Source organism: Pseudomonas fragariae (ex Marin et al. 2024) (assembly GCF_059621105.1).
In genome coordinates, this window is sequence record NZ_CM184369.1 from 5745656 (window position 1) to 5764498 (window position 18843).

Here is an 18843-nt window from a genome sequence, read left to right on the forward strand (position 1 = left end):
GGTTACCTTACAACGCCCTCATCGATCAACAGCTTCAGAATCGCGGCTGCGCCCTCTTCAGGGCGCAGCCCCTTGAGCACCTGCCCCCCGCCACCACTGGCCTTGGCGGTGGCGGCTTTCATGCGATCAGCGCCGCTCTTGGCCTTGATCACTTTCAGGCGTTTGGGCCGCGGTCTGGCGGGCTGCAGCGATTGGTCGGTCAATAACTCATCGGTAACTGCCTGAACGATTTCGGTGTCCAGCGTGCCACGCTGCGCGGGCCCGAAGGCGCTTTGTCGAGGTTTGGGAGCCGCGTTATCCACAGTGGCCAGAAACGGCAGGCGAACCTTCAGCCGGCGACGCTGGCCGCGAGGCAGAGCCTGCAAGACCAGCGCGGTGCCGTTGTTCAGCGCCTCGACTTCAGCCAGACCGGTCACCAGCGGCCAGCCCAGCCTCTCAGCCAACAGAAAGGGCAGCATGCCCGACCCTTCACCGGCTTCAGCCTGACTGCCGGCCAACACCACCTGTGCGGCAGAATCGCGAAGGTAGTCAGTCAACGCAACCAGCGCATCGGCGCCCTCGGGTTGCTCCAGCACATGCAGCTCGTTGAGCCCCATGCCAAGGTAAGCGCGCAGCGCCGGTTCTTCGGCATTGCCGGCGTGCAGCACCTGCAAGTTATCCCCAGCCAGTTGCAAACCGAGCTCGACGGCCCGCGCATCCTGTTCGGCGCGGCGCGCACGACCTGATGTCGGGTGCGCCCCGATGGACACCAGACTGATGATCTGTACCGCATGCTTATCCACAGACACTTCAGGCTGCATCGCGTTTACCTCCGCTGCGCCAGGCTTCGACGGCGGCGATCAGCGCCGTGAGTACTTCGGCGCTCTCGCCGATGACCGATAGATCAGCGCGCTTGACCATGTCGCACCCCGCATCCAGATTGATCGCAATGACCTTGTCACAGGCGCCGATGCCCTGCAGATGCTGGATGGCTCCGGAAATACCGACGGCAACATACACCCTTGCGGTCACCCAGGTGCCACTCGCGCCGACCTGCCGTTCGCGGCCCATGAAACCATCGTCCACCGCCACCCGCGACGCCCCTTCGGTGGCACCGAGAGCCGAAGCGGCCTGATGAAACAGGTCCCAGTCCCTGACGCCATTGCCGCCAGACAGAATGAATTCGGCTTCAGCCATGGGGATAACCCGGGGATCGACGGCTACCGCCCCCAGGTCTTCGATACGCGGCAGGCTGCGCGCCACGCCTGTGGACAACTCGACCGGCAATGCCTCGTGGCGGGTTTCGCTGACCGGTTCGGCGCACTCCACAGCGGCCAGAATCAGGCGCGCCAGAGGCCGAACCAGGTCTTCGCGGCCTGCACCTGCGCGGCTTATGCACAGCTGGTCCTTGACCTGCCAGACCCGCGTTGCGGGTCGCTCGCCGATGCTGGCGGCAAAACGTCTTCCCAGCTCGCCACCGCCGCTGCGGCTGTCCGGCAGCAGCCAGTGGCGCGGGTTGAACTGGTTATCCACAGCCCGCAGCCCTTGCACACGCTGTTCAGGTGAATAACCGTCGAACTCGGCACCGTCGATAATCAACAGCCGATCCGCGCCAGCGGTGTCGAAGGCAGTTTCCTTGTGCTCGCCGAACACCACCGTCAGCACGGCGCCCTCGGCCCCCGCCAGCTGACGCGCCAGGCCCAGCAAATCACGGTCATGGCTGCTCAGGCGGCCGCCGACCATATCGGGCACCACGGTGATATAGAACGCTGGCTCGACGAGGGTATGCAGCGGCAACTGCACTTCGGCAGCAACCGAACGCTTGACCGCGCCGCCCTGCTGCGCGCCGCTGCGGTCAATACGCTTGATGCCGTTGGGGCCGATAAATCCCTGACCATGCAGGTTTTTGCGCATCAGGCCATTCGGCCCCATCCAGCTGTTCTGTACGGGCTGCATGGCCGCGTGCAACGGATGCAGTCGATTGCGGGCGATCCACTCGGCGCGTGGATCACGGCGGATAAGGTCGCTCATCAGTGCACCTCCGCAGGTTCACGTTTGGCCGGTGCTGGCGTGCTGGGGATAACTTCCTCGATCAACGCATCGGCCACCAGCTCGGCGATGTCCTTGATCAGCGGTCGCGGTTCGACAACGCCTTCGAGCATGGCTGTGCACTGTGGACAACCCACGGCCACCAGTTCGGCAGCCGTTTCACGAATGTCGTCCATGCGCATGTCGGGAATCCGCTGTCTGCCGGGAATATCCGTGATCGGCGCGCCACCGCCGCCACCGCAGCAGCGGGAACGGAAGCCCGAGCGCTGCATTTCCCTGATCTCGATCCCCAGTGCCCGCAGCACTTCACGCGGCGCCTCGTATTCGCCGTTGTAACGGCCCAGATAACACGGGTCGTGATAGGTCACGCTGGCGCCTTTGTGCTGACTCAGATTCAGGGCGCCGCTGCGCACCAGCTCGGCCATGAAGGTGCTGTGATGCTGCACCTGATAGTCACCGCCAAAAGCGCCATATTCGTTTTTCAGTACATGAAAGCTGTGCGGGTCGCAGGTCACGATGCGTTGGACACTGTACCGGGACAGGGTCTGAATGTTGCGCCGGGCGAGCGTCTGGAAGGTCGCTTCATCACCCAAACGTCGCGCCACGTCGCCGCTGTCGCGTTCTTCGAGGCCCAGCACGGCAAAATCCACACCGGCCGCCTTGAGGACTTTGACGAACGCGCGCAGGGTACGCTGGTTACGCATATCGAACGCGCCGTCACCGACCCAGAACAGCACATCCACGGTTTTTTTCTCGCTGAGCAGCGTCAGGTTCAGATCGGCCGCCCAGTTCATTCGCCCGCCCGGCGCAAACCCGCCGGGGTTGTCGGTAGCAATCAGGTTGTCCAGCACTTCAGCGCCCTTGTTCGGCGTAGCGCCCTTTTCGAGAGTCAGGTGGCGGCGCATGTCGACGATGGCGTCGACGTGCTCGATCATCATCGGACACTCTTCGACGCAGGCCCGGCATGTGGTGCAGGACCACAGCGTTTCGGCGTCCACCAGCCCGTTGACGATGGGCTGATGCGGATTGCCGCCATGCTCGCCCAGCGGTTTGCCTTTACCGTCCAGCGATGGATACGGACTGCCCGCAAATTTTGCGTCGGTGCCACCGGCAAGGCCGACCACCATGTCCTGAATCAGCTTTTTGGGGTTGAGCGGCTGGCCCGCCGCAAACGCCGGGCAGGCCGCTTCGCACTTGCCGCACTGCACGCAGGCGTCGAAGCCCAGCAGTTGATTCCAGGTGAAGTCCTGGGGCTTTTCTACACCCAACGGCGCGCTGCGATCGGCCAGGTCCAGCGGTTTCAAGCCCGTGGAACGTCCGCCACCAAAACGCTCGGCCCGGCGATGCCAGGCCAGGTGCAGCGCCCCGGCGAAGGCATGCTTCATCGGCCCGCCCCAGGTCATGCCGAAAAACAGTTCGCTCACGCCCCACAGCACGCCCAGCCCAAGGACGGCCACCAGCACCCAGCCACCGAAGTGCTCGGGAAGAATGCCGGCCACCGGCAGCGTGACCAGAAAGAAGCTCGCGGAAAACGCCATGAGGCTTTTCGGCAGGCGCATCCATGGGCCTTTCGACAGACGCGCAGGAGGGTTCAGACGACGACGATAGACAAACACCGCGCCGACAAACATCACCGCCGTCATCAGCAGCAGCGCATAGCCAAGCACGCGATTATGCAGACCGAAACCGTGCACCAGAATCGCCAGCACAATCGAGGCCACCGCACCGCCCGCTGTGGCCACGTGGGTATTGGCGATGTATTTGTCGCGTGCGACCACATGATGCAGATCGACCATATAACGCTTGGGCATAGCCAGCAGGCCACCCAGCCAATCGACTTTCGAGGACCGACCGTTGCGCCACAGGGTTACCCGCCGCCAGGCGCCCAGCGCCGCAAGGGCCAGGGCGCTGAACAGCAGGATGGGAAGAAGAGTGTCTAGCATCATGTCGCTCTCAAGGCAAAAGCCTCAAGCTGCAAGCTACAAGCTTCAAGAAAAAGCACGGAACAGAAGCGCTTACTTGCCGCTTGAAGCTAACAACTTGCAGCTGCTCTCAGAAATCCTTACACAGCCGCAAGCCGTCATAGATCGCCGCGTGGGTATTACGCTGCGCCACGCAATCGCCTATACGAAACAGCAGGTAACCGTCACCCGGCTGGCTCAACGATGGCTGTGGCTGAATGGCGAACAGCGCGTCGATGTCGATCTGGCCTTTGTTGCGCGAGCCTTCCTTGAGCGCGTAGTAGATCGCTTCGTCCGGACGCACACCGTTTTCCACCACCACCTGATCGACCACCCGCTCTTCCTTGGCGCCGGTGTATTCGTTTTCCAGCACCGCTACCAGCTTGTCGCCCTCGCGATAGACCTTTTCCAGCATCATGTCGCCGGTCATGATCACTTCCTTGGGGTACATGCTGCGGTAGTAGGTCGGGAACGAGGTTCCGCCAATCGCCACGCCCGGTTTGATGTCATCGGTGACGATTTCGACCTGGCAGCCCTTGTCGGCCAGAAAGTCGGCCACCGACATACCGGTGAACTCGCAGATGGTGTCGTAGACCAGCACGTTCTTGCCTGGCGCCACCTTGCCGTCCAGCACGTCCCAACTGCTGACCACCAGGCCTTCCGCCGCCCCCCAGTGTTCGTTCTGCTCCAGAAACGGATGACCGCCGACCGCCAGCACCACGATGTCCGGGCGCAGGTCGAGAATGGTTGCCGCATCCGCGGCGGTCCCCAGACGCAGGTCGACTTTCAGGCGCGCCAGCTCCAGCTGGAACCAGCGGGTGATGCCGGCGATCTGGTCGCGCTGCGGTGCCTTCGATGCCGTGGTGATCTGCCCGCCGATGAAGTCCTTCTTCTCGAACAGGGTCACGTCATGGCCGCGTTCGGCGGAGACCCGCGCCGCTTCCATGCCGGCAGGCCCGGCACCGACCACGACTACCTTGCGCTTCGGCCCGGCGGATTTCTCGATAATGTGCGGCACGCCCATGTATTCGCGGGAGGTCGCGGCGTTCTGGATGCACAGCACGTCCAGGCCCTGATACTGACGATCGATGCAGTAGTTGGCACCGACGCACTGTTTGATCTGATCGATCTGGCCCATTTTGATCTTGGCGATCAGGTGCGGGTCGGCAATGTGCGCGCGGGTCATGCCGACCATGTCGACATAGCCGCCTTCCAGAATTCGCGTTGCCTGGTTCGGGTCCTTGATGTTCTGCGCGTGCAGCACCGGGGCCTTGACCACTTCCTTGATGCCGGCCGCCAGGTGCAGGAACGGCTCCGGTGGATAACTCATGTTCGGAATGACGTTGGCCAGGGTGTTGTGGGTGTCACATCCCGAGCCCACCACGCCGATGAAATCGATCATGCCGGTGTCGTCGTAATACCTGGCGATCTGTTTCATGTCCTCGTGGCTGAGGCCGTCGGGGTGAAACTCGTCGCCACAGATGCGCAACCCCACACAGAAGTCGGGGCCGACTTCCTTGCGCACCGCCTTGATCACTTCCAGACCGAAGCGCATGCGGTTCTCGAAACTGCCGCCCCACTCATCGGTACGCTTGTTGACGCGCGGGCTCCAGAACTGGTCGATCATGTGCTGATGCACCGCCGACAACTCGACACCATCCAGACCACCGGCCTTGGCACGCGCCGCAGCGCTGGCGTAGTTGCCGATTACCCGCCAGATTTCTTCCGGCTCGATGGTTTTACAGGTTGCCCGGTGTACCGGCTCGCGAATGCCCGACGGCGACAGCAGGGTCGGCCAGTGATCGCCATCCCAACGCGAGCGACGGCCCATGTGGGTAATCTGGATCATGATCTTGGCGCCGTGCTTGTGCATGGCGTCGGCGAGGTTCTGGAAGTGCGGGATGATTCTGTCGGTCGCCAGGTTGACCGATTTCCACCAGCCTTGCGGGCTGTCGATGGCCACGCTTGAAGAGCCGCCACAAATGGCCAGACCGATGCCGCCCTTGGCTTTCTCCTCGTAGTACTTCACGTAACGATCCGTGGTCATGCCGCCGTCGGTGGCGTAGACCTCAGCGTGCGCGGTGCTCAGCACGCGATTGCGGATGGTGAGTTTGCCGATCTGGATCGGCTGGAACATCGCTTCGAAAGCCATAACCCGATCCTCGATTTACAGCGGCTTGACGACGAACAGACCGTCGTCATGACCTTCTTCGGAACCACCGTAAACCTGCTCGGCAACCGTGCGCACAGGGCTGCCGCTGGCAGCGAGGATCTGGTCCATGGCCCCGGCGAACCAGCCGGTGAACATGTAATCGACCTTGCGCCCGACCTTGCCGTAGACGTACACGAAACAGGAGTGCTCCAGCTTCACGCTGGCAGTGCCTTTCTCGACGTCGATGTCCTGGATCTTGAACAGGCCCCAGCCACGCTGCGACAGGCGCTTCATGTAGTGCTCGAACACCGCAACGCCTTGCAGACCATGGCATTCGGCTTCCTTTTCGCACCAGTGCCAGGCGGATTTGTAACCCGCCTTGTAGAGGATGTCAGCGTAGGCATCGGCGCCCAGCACTTCTTCGATGCCCATATGGTTGTTGACGAAAAAGTGCCGGGGCACGTACAGCATCGGCAACGCATCGGAGGTCCAGACGCCGGTTTCGCTGTCGACTTCGATGGGCAGTTGCGGGGCGATTTTAGCCATGGCGGTCAAACTCCAGATGATTCGGGCTACACCCACCGCTCGAAGGGCCGTGGGGGTTCAATTCGATAAGGTATGGCGGGCGGTTTACTCGCCCCAGACGTCGGCCAGAACGTTGACCCAGTTCTCGCCCATGATCTTGCGCACCACGCGTTCGGAGTGACCGCGCTTGAGCAACGTTTCAGTCAGATTGGGAAACTCCCCGACGGTGCGGATGCCCAGCGGGTTGATGATCTTGCCGAAGTTGGTCAGGCGGCGGGCGTAGCCCTTGTCGTGGGTCAGGTACTCGAAAAATTCCTGGCCGTGACCCTGGGTGAAGTCAGTACCAATGCCGATGGCGTCTTCGCCGACGATGTTCATCACGTATTCGATGGCTTCGGCGTAATCGTCGATGGTCGACTCGATGCCCTTGGCCAGGAACGGCGCGAACATGGTCACGCCGACAAACCCGCCATGGTCGGCGATGAACTTCAGTTCGGCGTCAGACTTGTTGCGCGGGTGTTCCTTGAGGCCGGACGGCAGGCAGTGGGAATAGCAGACCGGTTTTTTCGATTCGAGAATGACTTCTTCCGAGGTTTTCGAGCCGACATGGGACAGGTCGCACATCACCCCGACACGGTTCATTTCAGCGACGATCTCACGACCGAAGCCCGACAGCCCGCCGTCGCGCTCGTAGCAGCCGGTGCCTACCAGATTCTGGGTGTTGTAGCACAGCTGCACGATGCCGACGCCAAGCTTCTTGAAGATCTCGACGTAGCCGATCTGGTCTTCATAGGCATGCGCGTTCTGGAAGCCGAACAGGATGCCGGTCTTGCCCAGTTCCTTGGCCTTGCGGATATCGGCTGTGGTGTGCACCGGCATGACCAGATCGCTGTTCTCGCGCATCAGTTTCTGGCTGGTGCAGATGCTGTTGATGGTCGCCTGAAAGCCTTCCCACACCGACACGGTGCAGTTGGCCATGGTCAGGCCGCCCTTGCGCATGTCTTCAAACAGCTCGCGGTTCCACTTGGCGATGATCAGCCCGTCAATAACGATGCTGTCGGCGTGTAATTCGGCTGGGCTCATCAGGCTGTCCCCTTTTTTGATTCCGGTGCGCCGAATCGGCTGTCGGCGCTAATGGGGTCAGCATATGCCGGAGGGTCAGGGGAACCGGGTGCAAAAACGACAGGGGGTTTGCCGAAAGCGTCAAGATGCGACAAAGGGGTACGGCGCGTGGTCGTGCGATGTCGTAAACCTGTTCAATGTCTCGCGCTTGAGACAGAATCGAGCCTATCAATGGATCGGAGCGACTCGATGAAAACGTTTTTGCTGACCCTGGCCCTTATGACGACAGCTGTGACAGGCGTACATGCTGCTCAGAATCCGGACGCGTCGCCCTGCGACGGTGTCGAGGACGACAAGCAGACACTGGAATGCTCGGCCTACAGCCGTACCACTGCCGAACAGTTGCTCAAGGAGAACTTCGACAATCTGCTCAAGCGGGTTCAGTCCCAGTTCGTTGCCAATAAGACGCAGTTCAACGACTTTACCAGCAAACTCAAAACCGCCCAGCAAGCCTGGGAGAAGCTGCGTGACGCCGACTGCGCGGTGGAAGTCTTTCCTTCTGCAGCAGGCAGCAAGGCCTTCACCATCAGCGAAAACGACTGCATTGCACGCATGAGTGACGAGCGCTCGGAGTATCTGGAGTCGATAGCTCAGGAATAACGTCTACGATGAGATAACCTGCCTCTTTATATGAACGAGCTCATCAGGTTTTCTCATGATTATTTGCGGTGTAGAAATCAAAGGCAGCGAAGCCATCTTCGCCCTCGCCACACGGCAGAGCAGCGGCCTCGCCCACCTGCCGCTGGCCACGAAAAAGATCGCGCTGGAGGACGATGAAGAGCCTGCCAACGTCAAGGCTTTCGCCACGCAAATCGCAGGCTTCGTGCGTGAAAACGGCGTCAGCCACATCGCCATCAAGAAGCGCAGCAAGAAAGGCGAATTCGCTGGCGGCCCGACCACCTTCAAGATCGAAACCATCTTTCAACTGATGTCCGATTGCGACGTGGTGCTGATCTCGCCGCAAACCATCAACGCACAGAACAAGAAACACTCCTTCGCCCTGCCTGACACCCTGAACAAGTACCAGCACGAAGCGTACAAGGCGGCGTGTGCAGGGTTGATGAAGAGCGTTTAAGCGCTTCAAGAGCGTCCGGAACCGCATGCCCACGCGGAGTACCCATCGTTACGCACAAGTCCGCTTTTGATTCTGGCCGAAGGCTGTGGGAGCGAACTTGTTCGCGAAGACGGTCGTTCATAAAATGCATTTTTGGAGAATGTACCGGCCCTTTCGCGAACAAGTTCGCTCCTACGCCCGCCGCGCAGAAGCGAGATGTTCAGGCTCTTCAGTACTTGTGTCTAACCATGAGCGCGGAGCATTCATTCACCCGGCAGGTGCTTTTGACCGGACATAAAAAAACCCGCATTTCTGCGGGTTTCTTCAATGCTCAGTCAACTCAGTTGACCTTGGCATCCAGTTCGCCACGCGCGTAGCGTTCGAACATGGCGTCCAGGGAGATCGGCTTGATCTTCGAGGCGTTGCCAGCGGTGCCGAATGCTTCGTAACGAGCGATACATACATCACGCATCGCCGAAACGGTCTTGGCCAGGTACTTGCGCGGGTCGAACTCGCTCGGGTTTTTGGCCATGAATTCGCGGATGGCACCGGTCGACGCCAGACGCAGGTCGGTGTCGATGTTGACCTTGCGCACGCCGTGCTTGATGCCTTCAACGATTTCTTCGACCGGCACACCGTAGGTTTCTTTGATGTCGCCGCCGAACTCGTTGATGATCTTCAGCCATTCCTGTGGAACGGACGAAGAACCGTGCATCACCAGGTGAGTGTTGGGGATGCGCTTGTGGATCTCTTTGATCCGCTCGATCGCCAGGATGTCGCCGGTAGGCGGCTTGGTGAACTTGTAAGCGCCGTGGCTGGTGCCGATGGCGATGGCCAGGGCATCGACCTGAGTGCGCTTGACGAAGTCAGCGGCCTCTTCCGGGTCGGTCAGCATCTGGCTGTGATCCAGAACGCCTTCCGCACCAACGCCGTCTTCTTCACCGGCCATGCCGGTTTCCAGCGAACCCAGCACGCCCAGCTCGCCTTCCACGGAAACGCCGCAGGCGTGAGCGAAGGACACCACGCGACGGGTAACGTCGACGTTGTAGTCGTAATCGGCCGGGGACTTGCCGTCTTCACGCAGCGAGCCGTCCATCATGACCGAGCTGAAACCCAGCTGGATCGAGCGCTGGCAGATGTCAGGGCTGGTGCCGTGGTCCTGATGCATGACCACCGGGATGTGCGGGAATTCTTCGATCGCGGCGAGGATCAGGTGACGCAGAAACGGCGCACCGGCGTATTTGCGGGCACCGGCAGAAGCCTGGACGATCACCGGGGAGTCGGTCTTGTCGGCCGCTTCCATAATGGCGCGCATCTGTTCCAGGTTGTTTACGTTGAAGGCTGGAACGCCGTAGCCGAATTCGGCTGCGTGGTCCAACATCTGGCGCATGCTGATAAGTGCCATTGTCTGTTTCTCTCCCGGTAGGGTCGTTAGTCGAGCAAGCCTGCCGTAGTGGCGGCTGCCATTCAAGTTATAAGCTCAGCCGCGAGGCCGTGCGTGTGTGCCCGAGATCCGACTTATCTGGCCTTGCAGCCGCGACCGATCAGATCGTTGGTAGCGTCCCAGTAGATCAGGCCCTCGCTACCCTTGTTGACGAATGCCAACACATTGTTGCTGTACAGCGTTCCGCTGGCAGCGCCGGGTTCGGCCTTGAGCCTGAACACCTGATCGCTCTGATTCAGACGCACATCGACTTCCTTTTTGGCCGAGTCGATGTAGCGCCAGTTGACCTCAGCATTGCTGTCGCATACCCAGCGATTCCAGGGGTCATTCTGCTGCGGTGAAGTCATGCTCGAACAACCGCCAAGCACTGCCAAAACCCCGAGGGCAATCAAGCCTTTCATTACGTCTCCTGGCTGCCCTGCGAAACGCGGCGTGTGCCGGCCGTTTCAACTGTCAGGGGCAGTTCTGTTCCTGTTTTCGGTCATCGGCCGGCTCACCGGTCACATGCGCCTCGACCCGTTGACTGTTTTCGGTCGTCGGCACATTCACGTCGGCCGGGCTGAATATCTGACAGGTCTTGGCACGCGAGCCAGAACCGGTACAACCAGCCAGTACAATGCAGCTCATAAGAGCCAGGGCAGCGATCTTCATGGCGAAACTCCTTTCGCGGAAAAATATCCACCCTTTAAAGACCACTGAAGCCCGTCAATGTTGCCAACGGGTTTCAGACCTGGCTCACAGACAACCTACATTGCCGGTCCGCGGCATGAATTCGTAACGATCCCATACTTCCGGGCCGCCGCGCTTGTAGACAACCGGCACCGTTTCGGCCTGCCAGCCCGCCTGATAGCAGCTTAGCTGGAGCGGTTGCGTCGGGGAGTCGCTCTCCACCTCTTCAGCCGCAGGCTTGCCCGCGCAACCGGCCAGTAAACCTGCGATGAGAAACCACGGTAACGCCCTGACCATTGACCACTCCTTGTCCAAGGCTTTCACTCAAGCCTTGGCGCGTTGTTCGAGCACTTCCACCGCTGGCAGGACCTTGCCTTCCACGAACTCGAGGAACGCACCGCCACCGGTCGAAATGTAGGAAATCTGTTGTGCAACACCATACTTGTCGATGGCCGCCAGTGTGTCACCACCGCCCGCGATGGAGAACGCCTGGCTTTCAGCAATGGCCTTGGCCAGCGTTTTGGTGCCTTCACCGAACTGATCGAACTCAAATACGCCGACCGGACCGTTCCACAGGATAGTCCCGGAAGATTTCAGTAATTCGGCGAAATGTGCAGCAGTTTGCGGGCCAATATCGAGAATCATGTCGTCATCGGCGACATCGGCAATCAGCTTGACGGTAGCGGCAGCGCTCTCGGCGAACTCCTTGGCAACCACCACGTCAGTTGGCAGTGGCACGCTGACCTTGGCGGCGATGGCGCGGGCGGTGTCGAGCAGATCAGGTTCGTACAGCGATTTGCCGACCTTGTGACCGGCTGCAGCCAGGAAGGTGTTGGCAATGCCGCCGCCGACGATCAACTGATTGCAGATGCCGCTCAGGCTGTTGAGCACATCCAGCTTGGTGGAGACCTTGGAGCCGGCAACGATGGCGGTCATCGGCTGGGCCGGAGCGCCCAGGGCCTTGCCCAGTGCTTCGAGCTCGGCCGCCAGCAAAGGACCCGCCGCCGCCACCTTGGCGAATTTGGCCACGCCGTGAGTAGAACCCTCGGCACGGTGCGCGGTGCCGAAGGCATCCATCACGAACACGTCGCACAGCGCTGCGTATTGCTGCGCCAGCTCGTCGGCGTTCTTTTTCTCGCCCTTGTTGAAGCGAACGTTCTCGAACAGGACCACATCACCGGCCTTCACGTCGACGCCGTCCAGGTAATCGGCAACCAGCGGAACGTCACGACCCAGCGCCTTGCTCAGGTAGTCGGCAACCGGCTTGAGACTGTTCTCGGCAGAAAACTCACCTTCTGTCGGGCGGCCAAGGTGCGAGCAGACCATGACGGCCGCGCCCTTTTCCAGCGCCAGCCTGATGGTCGGCAGCGAAGCGAGGATACGTGCATCGCTGCTGACCACGCCGTCCTTTACCGGGACGTTGAGGTCTTCGCGAATCAGTACACGTTTACCTTGCAGATCGAGGTCGGTCATCTTCAAGACGGTCATGAGCATTCCTGTTTTTTTACTGTTATTGGTCAGCGACGCGCAGAAAGTGATCAGCGACGTCGAGCATTCGATTGGCAAAGCCCCACTCGTTGTCGAACCAGGCCAGCAGATTGACCAGCCGGGGTCCGGAAACGCGGGTCTGACTCGCATCGACAATGGCCGAATGCGGGTCATGGTTGAAATCGCAACTGGCGTGCGGCAATTCAGTGTAGGCCAGCAGTCCCTTGAGCGGACCGCTGGTGGCGGCCTCACGCAGGATACGGTTGATCTCCACGGCATCGGTGTCTCGCGACATCTGCAACGTAATGTCCAGACAGGACACATTCACGGTCGGCACGCGAACAGCTTTGGCCTGAATTCGGCCGGCAAGTTCCGGAAGCAGCCGTTCGATTCCTCGCGCCAGACCGGTGGACACCGGGATGATCGACTGGAAGGCCGAGCGGGTACGGCGCAGATCCTCGTGATGATAAGCGTCGATCACCGGTTGATCGTTCATCGCCGAGTGGATGGTGGTAATGGTCATGTATTCCAGGCCGATGGCCTGATCCAGCAAGCGCAGCAGCGGCACACTGCAGTTGGTGGTGCACGACGCGGCGGAGACCAGCAGCTCGCGGCCGGTCAGCTTGTGCTGGTTGATGCCGAACACCACGGTGGCATCGACATCTCGTTCACTGGCCATCGGCTGGGAAAACAGCACCCGCGGCGCGCCGGCATCCAGAAAGCGCTGGCCATCTTCGCGAGTGTTGTAGACACCGGAACACTCAAGCACCAGATCGACTTCCAGAGCGGCCCAGTCGATGCCTTCCGGCGTCGCACTGCGCAACACCTTGATCCGGTGATCATTGATGTGCAGGTATTGCCCTTCGACCCGCACTTCGCCGGGGAACCGGCCATGTGTGGAATCAAAGCGCGTGAGGTATTCGAGACTGGCCATGTCGGCCAGATCATTGATGGCAACCACTTCAAACCCGGCCTTGGCCCCTCGCTCGCACAGCGCGCGAACGACGCAACGACCAATACGGCCGTAACCGTTCAGAGCAACTTTGTAAGGGCGGGGCTGGGGCATGAAGTTTTCGCCAGGGAATAACAATCATGTGGGAGCGAAGCGTCGCCCGGTCCGCTCCCACAACATCAACATCACATAGCTGATCAGTCTTCCAGCAGCTCTTCAGCAGTGCTCAGGACGTTTTCCAGCGTGAAGCCGAACTCTTCGAACAGCGCTGGCGCAGGGGCCGACTCGCCGAAGGTAGTCATGCCGATCACGCGCCCTTCCAGGCCAACGTATTTGTACCAGTAGTCGGCGTGAGCCGCTTCGATGGCAATACGCGCGCTGACCTGCAACGGCAGCACCGCCTGCTTGTAAGCAGCATCCTGAGCTTCGAAAATGCTGGTGCATGGCATGGACACCACGCGCACGTTGCGACCCTGCTCGGTCAGCTTGTCGTACGCCTGCACAGCCAGACCGACTTCCGAACCGGTTGCGATCAGGATCAGTTCAGGCTCGGCAGCACAGTCACGCAGCACGTAGCCGCCACGCGCGATGTAGGACAGTTGCTTCTCGTCACGCGCCTGATGGGTCAGATTCTGACGGGAGAAGATCAGTGCCGACGGGCCATCGTCACGCTCGATCGCGTGTTTCCAGGCTACGGCCGATTCCACCGCATCCGCAGGACGCCAGGTGTCCAGGTTCGGCGTGGTACGCAGACTGGTCAATTGCTCGATCGGCTGGTGAGTCGGACCGTCTTCGCCCAGACCGATGGAGTCGTGGGTGAATACGTAGATCACGCGCTTCTTCATCAACGAGGCCATACGCACCGCGTTGCGCGCGTATTCCATGAAGATCAGGAAGGTGGCGCCGTAAGGCACGAAGCCGCCGTGCAAGGCGATGCCGTTCATCATGGCGCCCATGCCGAACTCGCGAACACCGTAATGCAGGTAGTTGCCGTTAGGGTCTTCGCCGGTGATGCTCTTGCAGCCTTTCCAGATGGTCAGGTTGGACCCGGCAAGGTCAGCCGAACCACCCAGAATTTCAGGCAGCAACGGGCCGAGTGCACCCAGCGCGTTCTGGCTGGCCTTGCGGCTGGCGATGGTTTCGCCCTTTGCGTTGACTTCGGCGACATAAGCCGCTGATTTTTCGGCGAAATCAGCAGGCAATTGCCCGCTCATGCGACGAATGAAATCATTGGCCAGTTCCGGGAACGCGGCGGAATAATCAGCAAAGCGCTGGTCCCACTCAGCTTCGGCAGCCAGGCCTTTTTCCTTCCCGTTCCACTCGGCATAGATATCAGCCGGGATTTCGAAAGGACCGTAGTTCCACTTCAGTGCAGCACGGGTCAGGGCGATTTCGTCAGCACCCAGCGGCGCACCGTGGGACTCTTCCTTACCCTGTTTGTTCGGCGAACCGAAACCGATGGTGGTCTTGCAGCAGATCAGCGTCGGCTGATCGCTCTTGCGAGCGGTCTCGATGGCCGTCTTGATTTCTTCAGGATCGTGACCGTCGACATTGCGGATCACCAGCCAGCCGTAGGACTCGAAACGCTTTGGCGTGTCGTCGGTAAACCAGCCTTCCACTTCGCCATCGATGGAGATGCCGTTGTCGTCGTAGAACGCGATCAGCTTGTTCAACTGCAACGTACCGGCCAGCGAGGCCGCTTCGTGGGAAATACCTTCCATCATGCAGCCATCACCCATGAACACGTAGGTATGGTGATCGACGATGGAGTGGCCTGGGCGGTTGAACTGCGCGGCGAGCGTCTTCTCGGCAGCAGCGAAACCGACAGCGTTGGCAAAGCCCTGACCCAGCGGACCGGTGGTGGTCTCGATGCCAGGCGTGTAACCGTACTCCGGGTGACCCGGTGTACGGCTGTGCAATTGACGGAAGTTTTTCAGGTCGTCGATGGACAGGTCATAGCCGGTCAGGTGCAGCAGCGAATAGACCAGCATCGAGCCGTGGCCGTTGGACATGATGAAACGGTCACGGTCGGCAAACGAAGGGTTTGCCGGGTTGTGTTTCAGATAATCGCGCCAAAGAACCTCGGCGATATCCGCCATGCCCATGGGGGCACCCGGATGGCCGCTGTTGGCTTTTTGCACGGCATCCATGCTGAGGGCACGAATAGCGTTGGCACGCTCACGACGGCTTGGCATCGCTGATCTCCTGGGAATTAAGAAATAGGATTGAGAAAAAGAAGGCCATTTTCCCTCACGGACAGGCCGGGGGCAATCACAGATAGACGACCATAGGCTTTTTTCCGGGGTTGCGGACATTATTTGCCACGCAAAGACTGGATCACCCGCCTGCACGACAAGTTCACAACGCCTGACCGACGCCATCCATCCCGCAATATCAAAACTTTTTGATATTGCCCTTGCGACACTCCGGATCGCTCTCTAGACTGCGCAGCTATGAACCTGCGTGTACCTGCCATTCGCCACGATGCATGCGACGACCTCTCTGCATTGTGCAAGGCCGGCGGCGATCCCTTGCGGCTGAACGTGCTGCGTGTGCTGACCAACGACTCGTTCGGCGTACTGGAACTGGCGCAGATTTTCGCCATCGGCCAGTCCGGCATGAGCCACCACCTCAAGGTGCTGGCGCAGGCTGATCTGGTCGCGACACGGCGTGAAGGCAACGCGATTTTCTACCGCCGCGCCCTGCCCCACACCGAATTACCGGGTGGCAGGCTGCATGCGGCGCTGCTCGATGAAGTGGATACGCTGGACTTGCCGGACGACGTACAAAGCCGTATCGGCCTGGTGCATCGGCAACGGGCATTGGCCAGTCAGGATTTTTTCGCCCGCACCGCAGAAAAGTTTCGCGCCCAGCAGGACCTGATCGCCGGTTTGGCGCAGTACAGCGAAAGCCTGCTGACCTTGCTCGACAAACTGAGCTTCGGCGCGCAAGCGACCGCTCTGGAAGTAGGCCCCGGCGACGGCGGCTTCCTTCCTGAGCTGGCGCGACGCTTCGGTCAGGTGATCGCGATGGACAACAGCCCGGTCATGCTGGACCTGGCACGCGGCGTCTGCGAGCGCAAGGCACTGGCTAACGTTGAGCTCAGACTGGCCGATGCACTGACCGACGCTAAAGTCAGTGCCGATTGCGTCGTCCTCAACATGGTGCTGCATCATTTCGCGGTACCGGCCGAAGCCTTGAGGCAACTGGCCGAACATGTAAAACCCGGCGGTAGCCTGCTGGTAACAGAATTGTGTAGTCATGACCAGAGTTGGGCCAGGGAGGCCTGTGGCGATCTCTGGTTAGGTTTCGAGCAGGAAGACCTGGCCCGTTGGGCCATCGCTGCGGGGCTAGTTCCCGGGGAAAGCCTCTATGTAGGCTTACGTAATGGTTTCCAGATCCAGGTTCGCCATTTTCAGCGACCGGCTGGCGACACTCACCATCGGTAAAATGAAGGAAACCCGTAGAGATGAGCGAATACTCACTTTTCACCTCCGAGTCCGTGTCCGAAGGGCATCCGGACAAGATCGCCGACCAGATTTCCGACGCGGTTCTGGACGCCATCATCGCTGAAGACAAATACGCCCGTGTAGCGTGCGAAACACTGGTCAAGACCGGTGTGGCGATCATCGCTGGCGAAGTGTCGACTTCGGCCTGGGTCGATCTGGAAGACATCGTGCGTAACGTCATCCTCGACATCGGCTACAACAGCTCCGACGTAGGTTTCGACGGCGCGACCTGCGGCGTGATGAACATCATCGGCAAGCAGTCGGTAGACATCGCCCAAGGCGTTGACCGCAGCAAGCCAGAAGATCAGGGCGCTGGCGACCAGGGCCTGATGTTCGGCTATGCCAGCAACGAGACTGACGTGCTGATGCCAGCGCCGATCACCTTCTCCCACCAGCTGGTGCAGCGTCAGGCCGAAGCGCGTAAATCCGGCCTGCTGCCGTGGCTGCGCCCGGATGCCAAATCCCAGGTGACCTGCCGTTACGAAAACGGCAAGGTGGTCGGCGTCGACGCCATCGTACTGTCGACTCAGCACAACCCGGATGTGTCGTACAAGGACCTGCGCGAAGGCGTGATGGAGCTGATCGTCAAGCACGTCATCCCTGCGCACCTGCTGCACAAGGACACCCAGTTCCACATCAACCCGACCGGCAACTTCATCATCGGTGGCCCGGTAGGCGACTGCGGTCTGACCGGCCGCAAGATCATCGTCGACACCTACGGCGGCATGGCCCGTCACGGCGGCGGTGCTTTCTCCGGCAAGGACCCATCGAAGGTTGACCGTTCGGCTGCCTACGCCGGTCGCTACGTCGCCAAGAACATCGTCGCTGCCGGCCTGGCCGAGCGTTGCGAGATTCAGGTGTCCTACGCCATCGGCGTCGCTCAACCGACTTCGATCTCGCTGAACACGTTCGGCACCGGCAAGCTGTCCGATGACAAGATCATCAAGCTGGTCCGCGACAACTTCGACCTGCGTCCTTACGCAATCACCACCATGCTCGACCTGCTGCACCCGATGTACCAGGCCACTGCAGCCTACGGCCACTTCGGTCGTATCCCGGTCGAAATGACCGTTGGCGATGACACCTTCACCGCCTTCACCTGGGAAAAAACCGACCGCGCCGACGCCCTGCGCGCAGCTGCCGGTCTGTAAAACCCAGAAAAAAGCCCCGGACGACCTGGTCGTTTCGGGGCTTTTTTTCGTCTGGAGATATGGACGCTCCGAGTCCGATCAAGAAAATGCGGCGCGCCGCAGACTTGTGACGCAGAGCGTCACCCAAGGCATTCCCACGCTGGAGCGTGAGGAACGAGAGCCAGCCGGGAGAACACTATCGTGCTCATGCTCCGCACTCACCGTTATACGCAAATCTTGTGGGAGTGAGCTTGCTCACGAAGGGGCAGGTGCAGGCGCGACTATCGTGCGGCGCTCTGCGTCGCATGCCTTTCTGGACGCTCCGCGTCCTCTTGACGACGCAGAGCGTCGAAAACTGCGTTCCCACGCTGGAGCGTGAGGAACGATAACCTCAACTATCGTGCCCGATGCGCTGCGCTTCTGCCCGAAGGGCGTGGGAGCTTGCTCACGAAGACGCCGGTGCAGGCGCGACTATCGTGCGGCGCTCTGCGTCGCATGCCTTTCTGGACGCTCCGCGTCCTCTTGACGACGCAGAGCGTCGAAAACTGCGTTCCTACGCTGGAGCGTGAGGAACGATAACTTCAACTATCGTGCCCGATGCTCTGCGCTTCTGCCCGAAGGGCGTGGGAGCTTGCTCACGAAGGGGCAGGTGCAGGCGCGACTATCGTGCGGCGCTCTGCGTCGCATGCCTTTCTGGACGCTCCGCGTCCTCTTGACGACGCAGAGCGTCGAGAACTGCGTTCCCACGCTGGAGCGTGAGGAACGATAACCTCGACTATCGTGCCCGATGCGCTGCGCTTCTGCCCGAA

The 18843-nt window shown here is 60.4% G+C and carries 17 protein-coding genes; 4 read left to right on the top strand and 13 right to left on the bottom strand.

Annotated features, from left to right (window positions below):
* Positions 1-2 precede the first annotated feature (2 nt).
* The 6 genes from etfB to AC54XV_RS24975 form a co-directional block, all read right to left on the bottom strand.
* Positions 3-800 carry an electron transfer flavoprotein subunit beta gene (etfB, locus tag AC54XV_RS24950; protein ID WP_058399137.1) on the bottom strand — a complete coding sequence of 266 codons (798 nt, stop codon included), beginning with the start codon at positions 798-800 and terminating at the stop codon, positions 3-5.
* A complete protein-coding gene (gene etfA / locus AC54XV_RS24955) occupies positions 790-2010 on the bottom strand; it encodes an electron transfer flavoprotein subunit alpha (RefSeq protein WP_058399138.1) in 1221 nt (406 codons plus the stop codon). Before etfA ends, etfB begins: the two co-directional genes overlap by 11 nt.
* On the bottom strand, positions 2010-3971 hold the full coding sequence (dgcB, locus tag AC54XV_RS24960; RefSeq protein ID WP_024652327.1) for a dimethylglycine demethylation protein DgcB: 1962 nt from the start codon (positions 3969-3971) through the stop codon (positions 2010-2012). The genes etfA and dgcB overlap by 1 nt, the downstream gene beginning before the upstream one ends.
* 109 nt (positions 3972-4080) lie before the next feature.
* Entirely contained in the window at positions 4081-6141 is a 2061-nt protein-coding gene (dgcA, locus tag AC54XV_RS24965; protein ID WP_003405157.1) for a dimethylglycine demethylation protein DgcA, read from the bottom strand.
* 15 nt (positions 6142-6156) lie between these two features.
* A complete protein-coding gene (locus AC54XV_RS24970) occupies positions 6157-6687 on the bottom strand; it encodes a DUF5943 domain-containing protein (RefSeq protein WP_003405158.1) in 531 nt (176 codons plus the stop codon).
* A gap of 84 nt (positions 6688-6771) precedes the next feature.
* Positions 6772-7749, bottom strand: coding sequence for a dipeptidase (locus AC54XV_RS24975; RefSeq protein ID WP_003405167.1), 978 nt, complete (start codon positions 7747-7749; stop codon positions 6772-6774).
* 228 nt (positions 7750-7977) lie between these two features.
* On the opposite strand from AC54XV_RS24975, the gene AC54XV_RS24980 reads away from it, so the two are divergent.
* Both AC54XV_RS24980 and AC54XV_RS24985 read left to right on the top strand, forming a co-directional pair.
* A complete protein-coding gene (locus tag AC54XV_RS24980) occupies positions 7978-8388 on the top strand; it encodes a lysozyme inhibitor LprI family protein (RefSeq protein WP_003405168.1) in 411 nt (136 codons plus the stop codon).
* Positions 8389-8443: 55 nt separating this feature from the next.
* The gene (locus tag AC54XV_RS24985) at positions 8444-8863 is read left to right on the top strand and encodes a DUF3010 family protein (protein WP_003405170.1); all 420 of its coding nucleotides are present in this window, start codon (positions 8444-8446) and stop codon (positions 8861-8863) included.
* A gap of 319 nt (positions 8864-9182) precedes the next feature.
* On the opposite strand, the gene fba is transcribed toward AC54XV_RS24985, so the two are convergent.
* From fba to tkt, 7 genes are all read right to left on the bottom strand, one after another.
* The gene (fba, locus tag AC54XV_RS24990) at positions 9183-10247 is read right to left on the bottom strand and encodes a class II fructose-bisphosphate aldolase (protein WP_003316351.1); all 1065 of its coding nucleotides are present in this window, start codon (positions 10245-10247) and stop codon (positions 9183-9185) included.
* A gap of 113 nt (positions 10248-10360) precedes the next feature.
* Positions 10361-10687 (bottom strand): MliC family protein, encoded by a 327-nt coding sequence (locus tag AC54XV_RS24995; RefSeq protein WP_024661273.1) that lies wholly within the window; start codon positions 10685-10687, stop codon positions 10361-10363.
* 52 nt (positions 10688-10739) lie between these two features.
* Entirely contained in the window at positions 10740-10937 is a 198-nt protein-coding gene (locus tag AC54XV_RS25000) for a hypothetical protein (protein WP_003405172.1), read from the bottom strand.
* A gap of 84 nt (positions 10938-11021) precedes the next feature.
* Complete coding sequence (locus AC54XV_RS25005; protein WP_003316354.1) at positions 11022-11252, bottom strand: lipoprotein; 231 nt, start codon at positions 11250-11252, stop codon at positions 11022-11024.
* A gap of 27 nt (positions 11253-11279) precedes the next feature.
* Positions 11280-12443 carry a phosphoglycerate kinase gene (locus tag AC54XV_RS25010; RefSeq protein ID WP_003405174.1) on the bottom strand — a complete coding sequence of 388 codons (1164 nt, stop codon included), beginning with the start codon at positions 12441-12443 and terminating at the stop codon, positions 11280-11282.
* Positions 12444-12465: 22 nt separating this feature from the next.
* Positions 12466-13509: an erythrose-4-phosphate dehydrogenase gene (gene epd, locus AC54XV_RS25015; RefSeq protein WP_011269230.1), complete on the bottom strand. Its 1044-nt coding sequence runs from the start codon at positions 13507-13509 to the stop codon at positions 12466-12468.
* An 83-nt stretch (positions 13510-13592) separates the two neighbouring features.
* Positions 13593-15590 (bottom strand): transketolase, encoded by a 1998-nt coding sequence (tkt, locus tag AC54XV_RS25020; RefSeq protein ID WP_003405179.1) that lies wholly within the window; start codon positions 15588-15590, stop codon positions 13593-13595.
* A 258-nt stretch (positions 15591-15848) separates the two neighbouring features.
* Here tkt and AC54XV_RS25025 point away from each other — a divergent pair, with 258 nt between their 5' ends.
* Both AC54XV_RS25025 and metK read left to right on the top strand, forming a co-directional pair.
* Positions 15849-16844 carry an ArsR/SmtB family transcription factor gene (locus AC54XV_RS25025; RefSeq protein ID WP_003316359.1) on the top strand — a complete coding sequence of 332 codons (996 nt, stop codon included), beginning with the start codon at positions 15849-15851 and terminating at the stop codon, positions 16842-16844.
* Positions 16845-16864: 20 nt separating this feature from the next.
* Positions 16865-18055 carry a methionine adenosyltransferase gene (metK, locus tag AC54XV_RS25030; protein ID WP_003372639.1) on the top strand — a complete coding sequence of 397 codons (1191 nt, stop codon included), beginning with the start codon at positions 16865-16867 and terminating at the stop codon, positions 18053-18055.
* Positions 18056-18843 lie beyond the last annotated feature (788 nt).

Bases quoted from the DNA above. Each gene is read 5' to 3' on its own strand.
- etfB (WP_058399137.1), bottom strand. From the start codon at position 800: ATGCAGCCTGAAGTGTCTGTGGATAAGCATGCGGTACAGATCATCAGT.
- etfA (WP_058399138.1), bottom strand. From the start codon at position 2,010: ATGAGCGACCTTATCCGCCGTGATCCACGCGCCGAGTGGATCGCCCGC.
- dgcB (WP_024652327.1), bottom strand. From the start codon at position 3,971: ATGCTAGACACTCTTCTTCCCATCCTGCTGTTCAGCGCCCTGGCCCTT.
- dgcA (WP_003405157.1), bottom strand. From the start codon at position 6,141: ATGGCTTTCGAAGCGATGTTCCAGCCGATCCAGATCGGCAAACTCACC.
- AC54XV_RS24970 (WP_003405158.1), bottom strand. From the start codon at position 6,687: ATGGCTAAAATCGCCCCGCAACTGCCCATCGAAGTCGACAGCGAAACC.
- AC54XV_RS24975 (WP_003405167.1), bottom strand. From the start codon at position 7,749: ATGAGCCCAGCCGAATTACACGCCGACAGCATCGTTATTGACGGGCTG.
- AC54XV_RS24980 (WP_003405168.1), top strand. From the start codon at position 7,978: ATGAAAACGTTTTTGCTGACCCTGGCCCTTATGACGACAGCTGTGACA.
- AC54XV_RS24985 (WP_003405170.1), top strand. From the start codon at position 8,444: ATGATTATTTGCGGTGTAGAAATCAAAGGCAGCGAAGCCATCTTCGCC.
- fba (WP_003316351.1), bottom strand. From the start codon at position 10,247: ATGGCACTTATCAGCATGCGCCAGATGTTGGACCACGCAGCCGAATTC.
- AC54XV_RS24995 (WP_024661273.1), bottom strand. From the start codon at position 10,687: ATGAAAGGCTTGATTGCCCTCGGGGTTTTGGCAGTGCTTGGCGGTTGT.
- AC54XV_RS25000 (WP_003405172.1), bottom strand. From the start codon at position 10,937: ATGAAGATCGCTGCCCTGGCTCTTATGAGCTGCATTGTACTGGCTGGT.
- AC54XV_RS25005 (WP_003316354.1), bottom strand. From the start codon at position 11,252: ATGGTCAGGGCGTTACCGTGGTTTCTCATCGCAGGTTTACTGGCCGGT.
- AC54XV_RS25010 (WP_003405174.1), bottom strand. From the start codon at position 12,443: ATGACCGTCTTGAAGATGACCGACCTCGATCTGCAAGGTAAACGTGTA.
- epd (WP_011269230.1), bottom strand. From the start codon at position 13,509: ATGCCCCAGCCCCGCCCTTACAAAGTTGCTCTGAACGGTTACGGCCGT.
- tkt (WP_003405179.1), bottom strand. From the start codon at position 15,590: ATGCCAAGCCGTCGTGAGCGTGCCAACGCTATTCGTGCCCTCAGCATG.
- AC54XV_RS25025 (WP_003316359.1), top strand. From the start codon at position 15,849: ATGAACCTGCGTGTACCTGCCATTCGCCACGATGCATGCGACGACCTC.
- metK (WP_003372639.1), top strand. From the start codon at position 16,865: ATGAGCGAATACTCACTTTTCACCTCCGAGTCCGTGTCCGAAGGGCAT.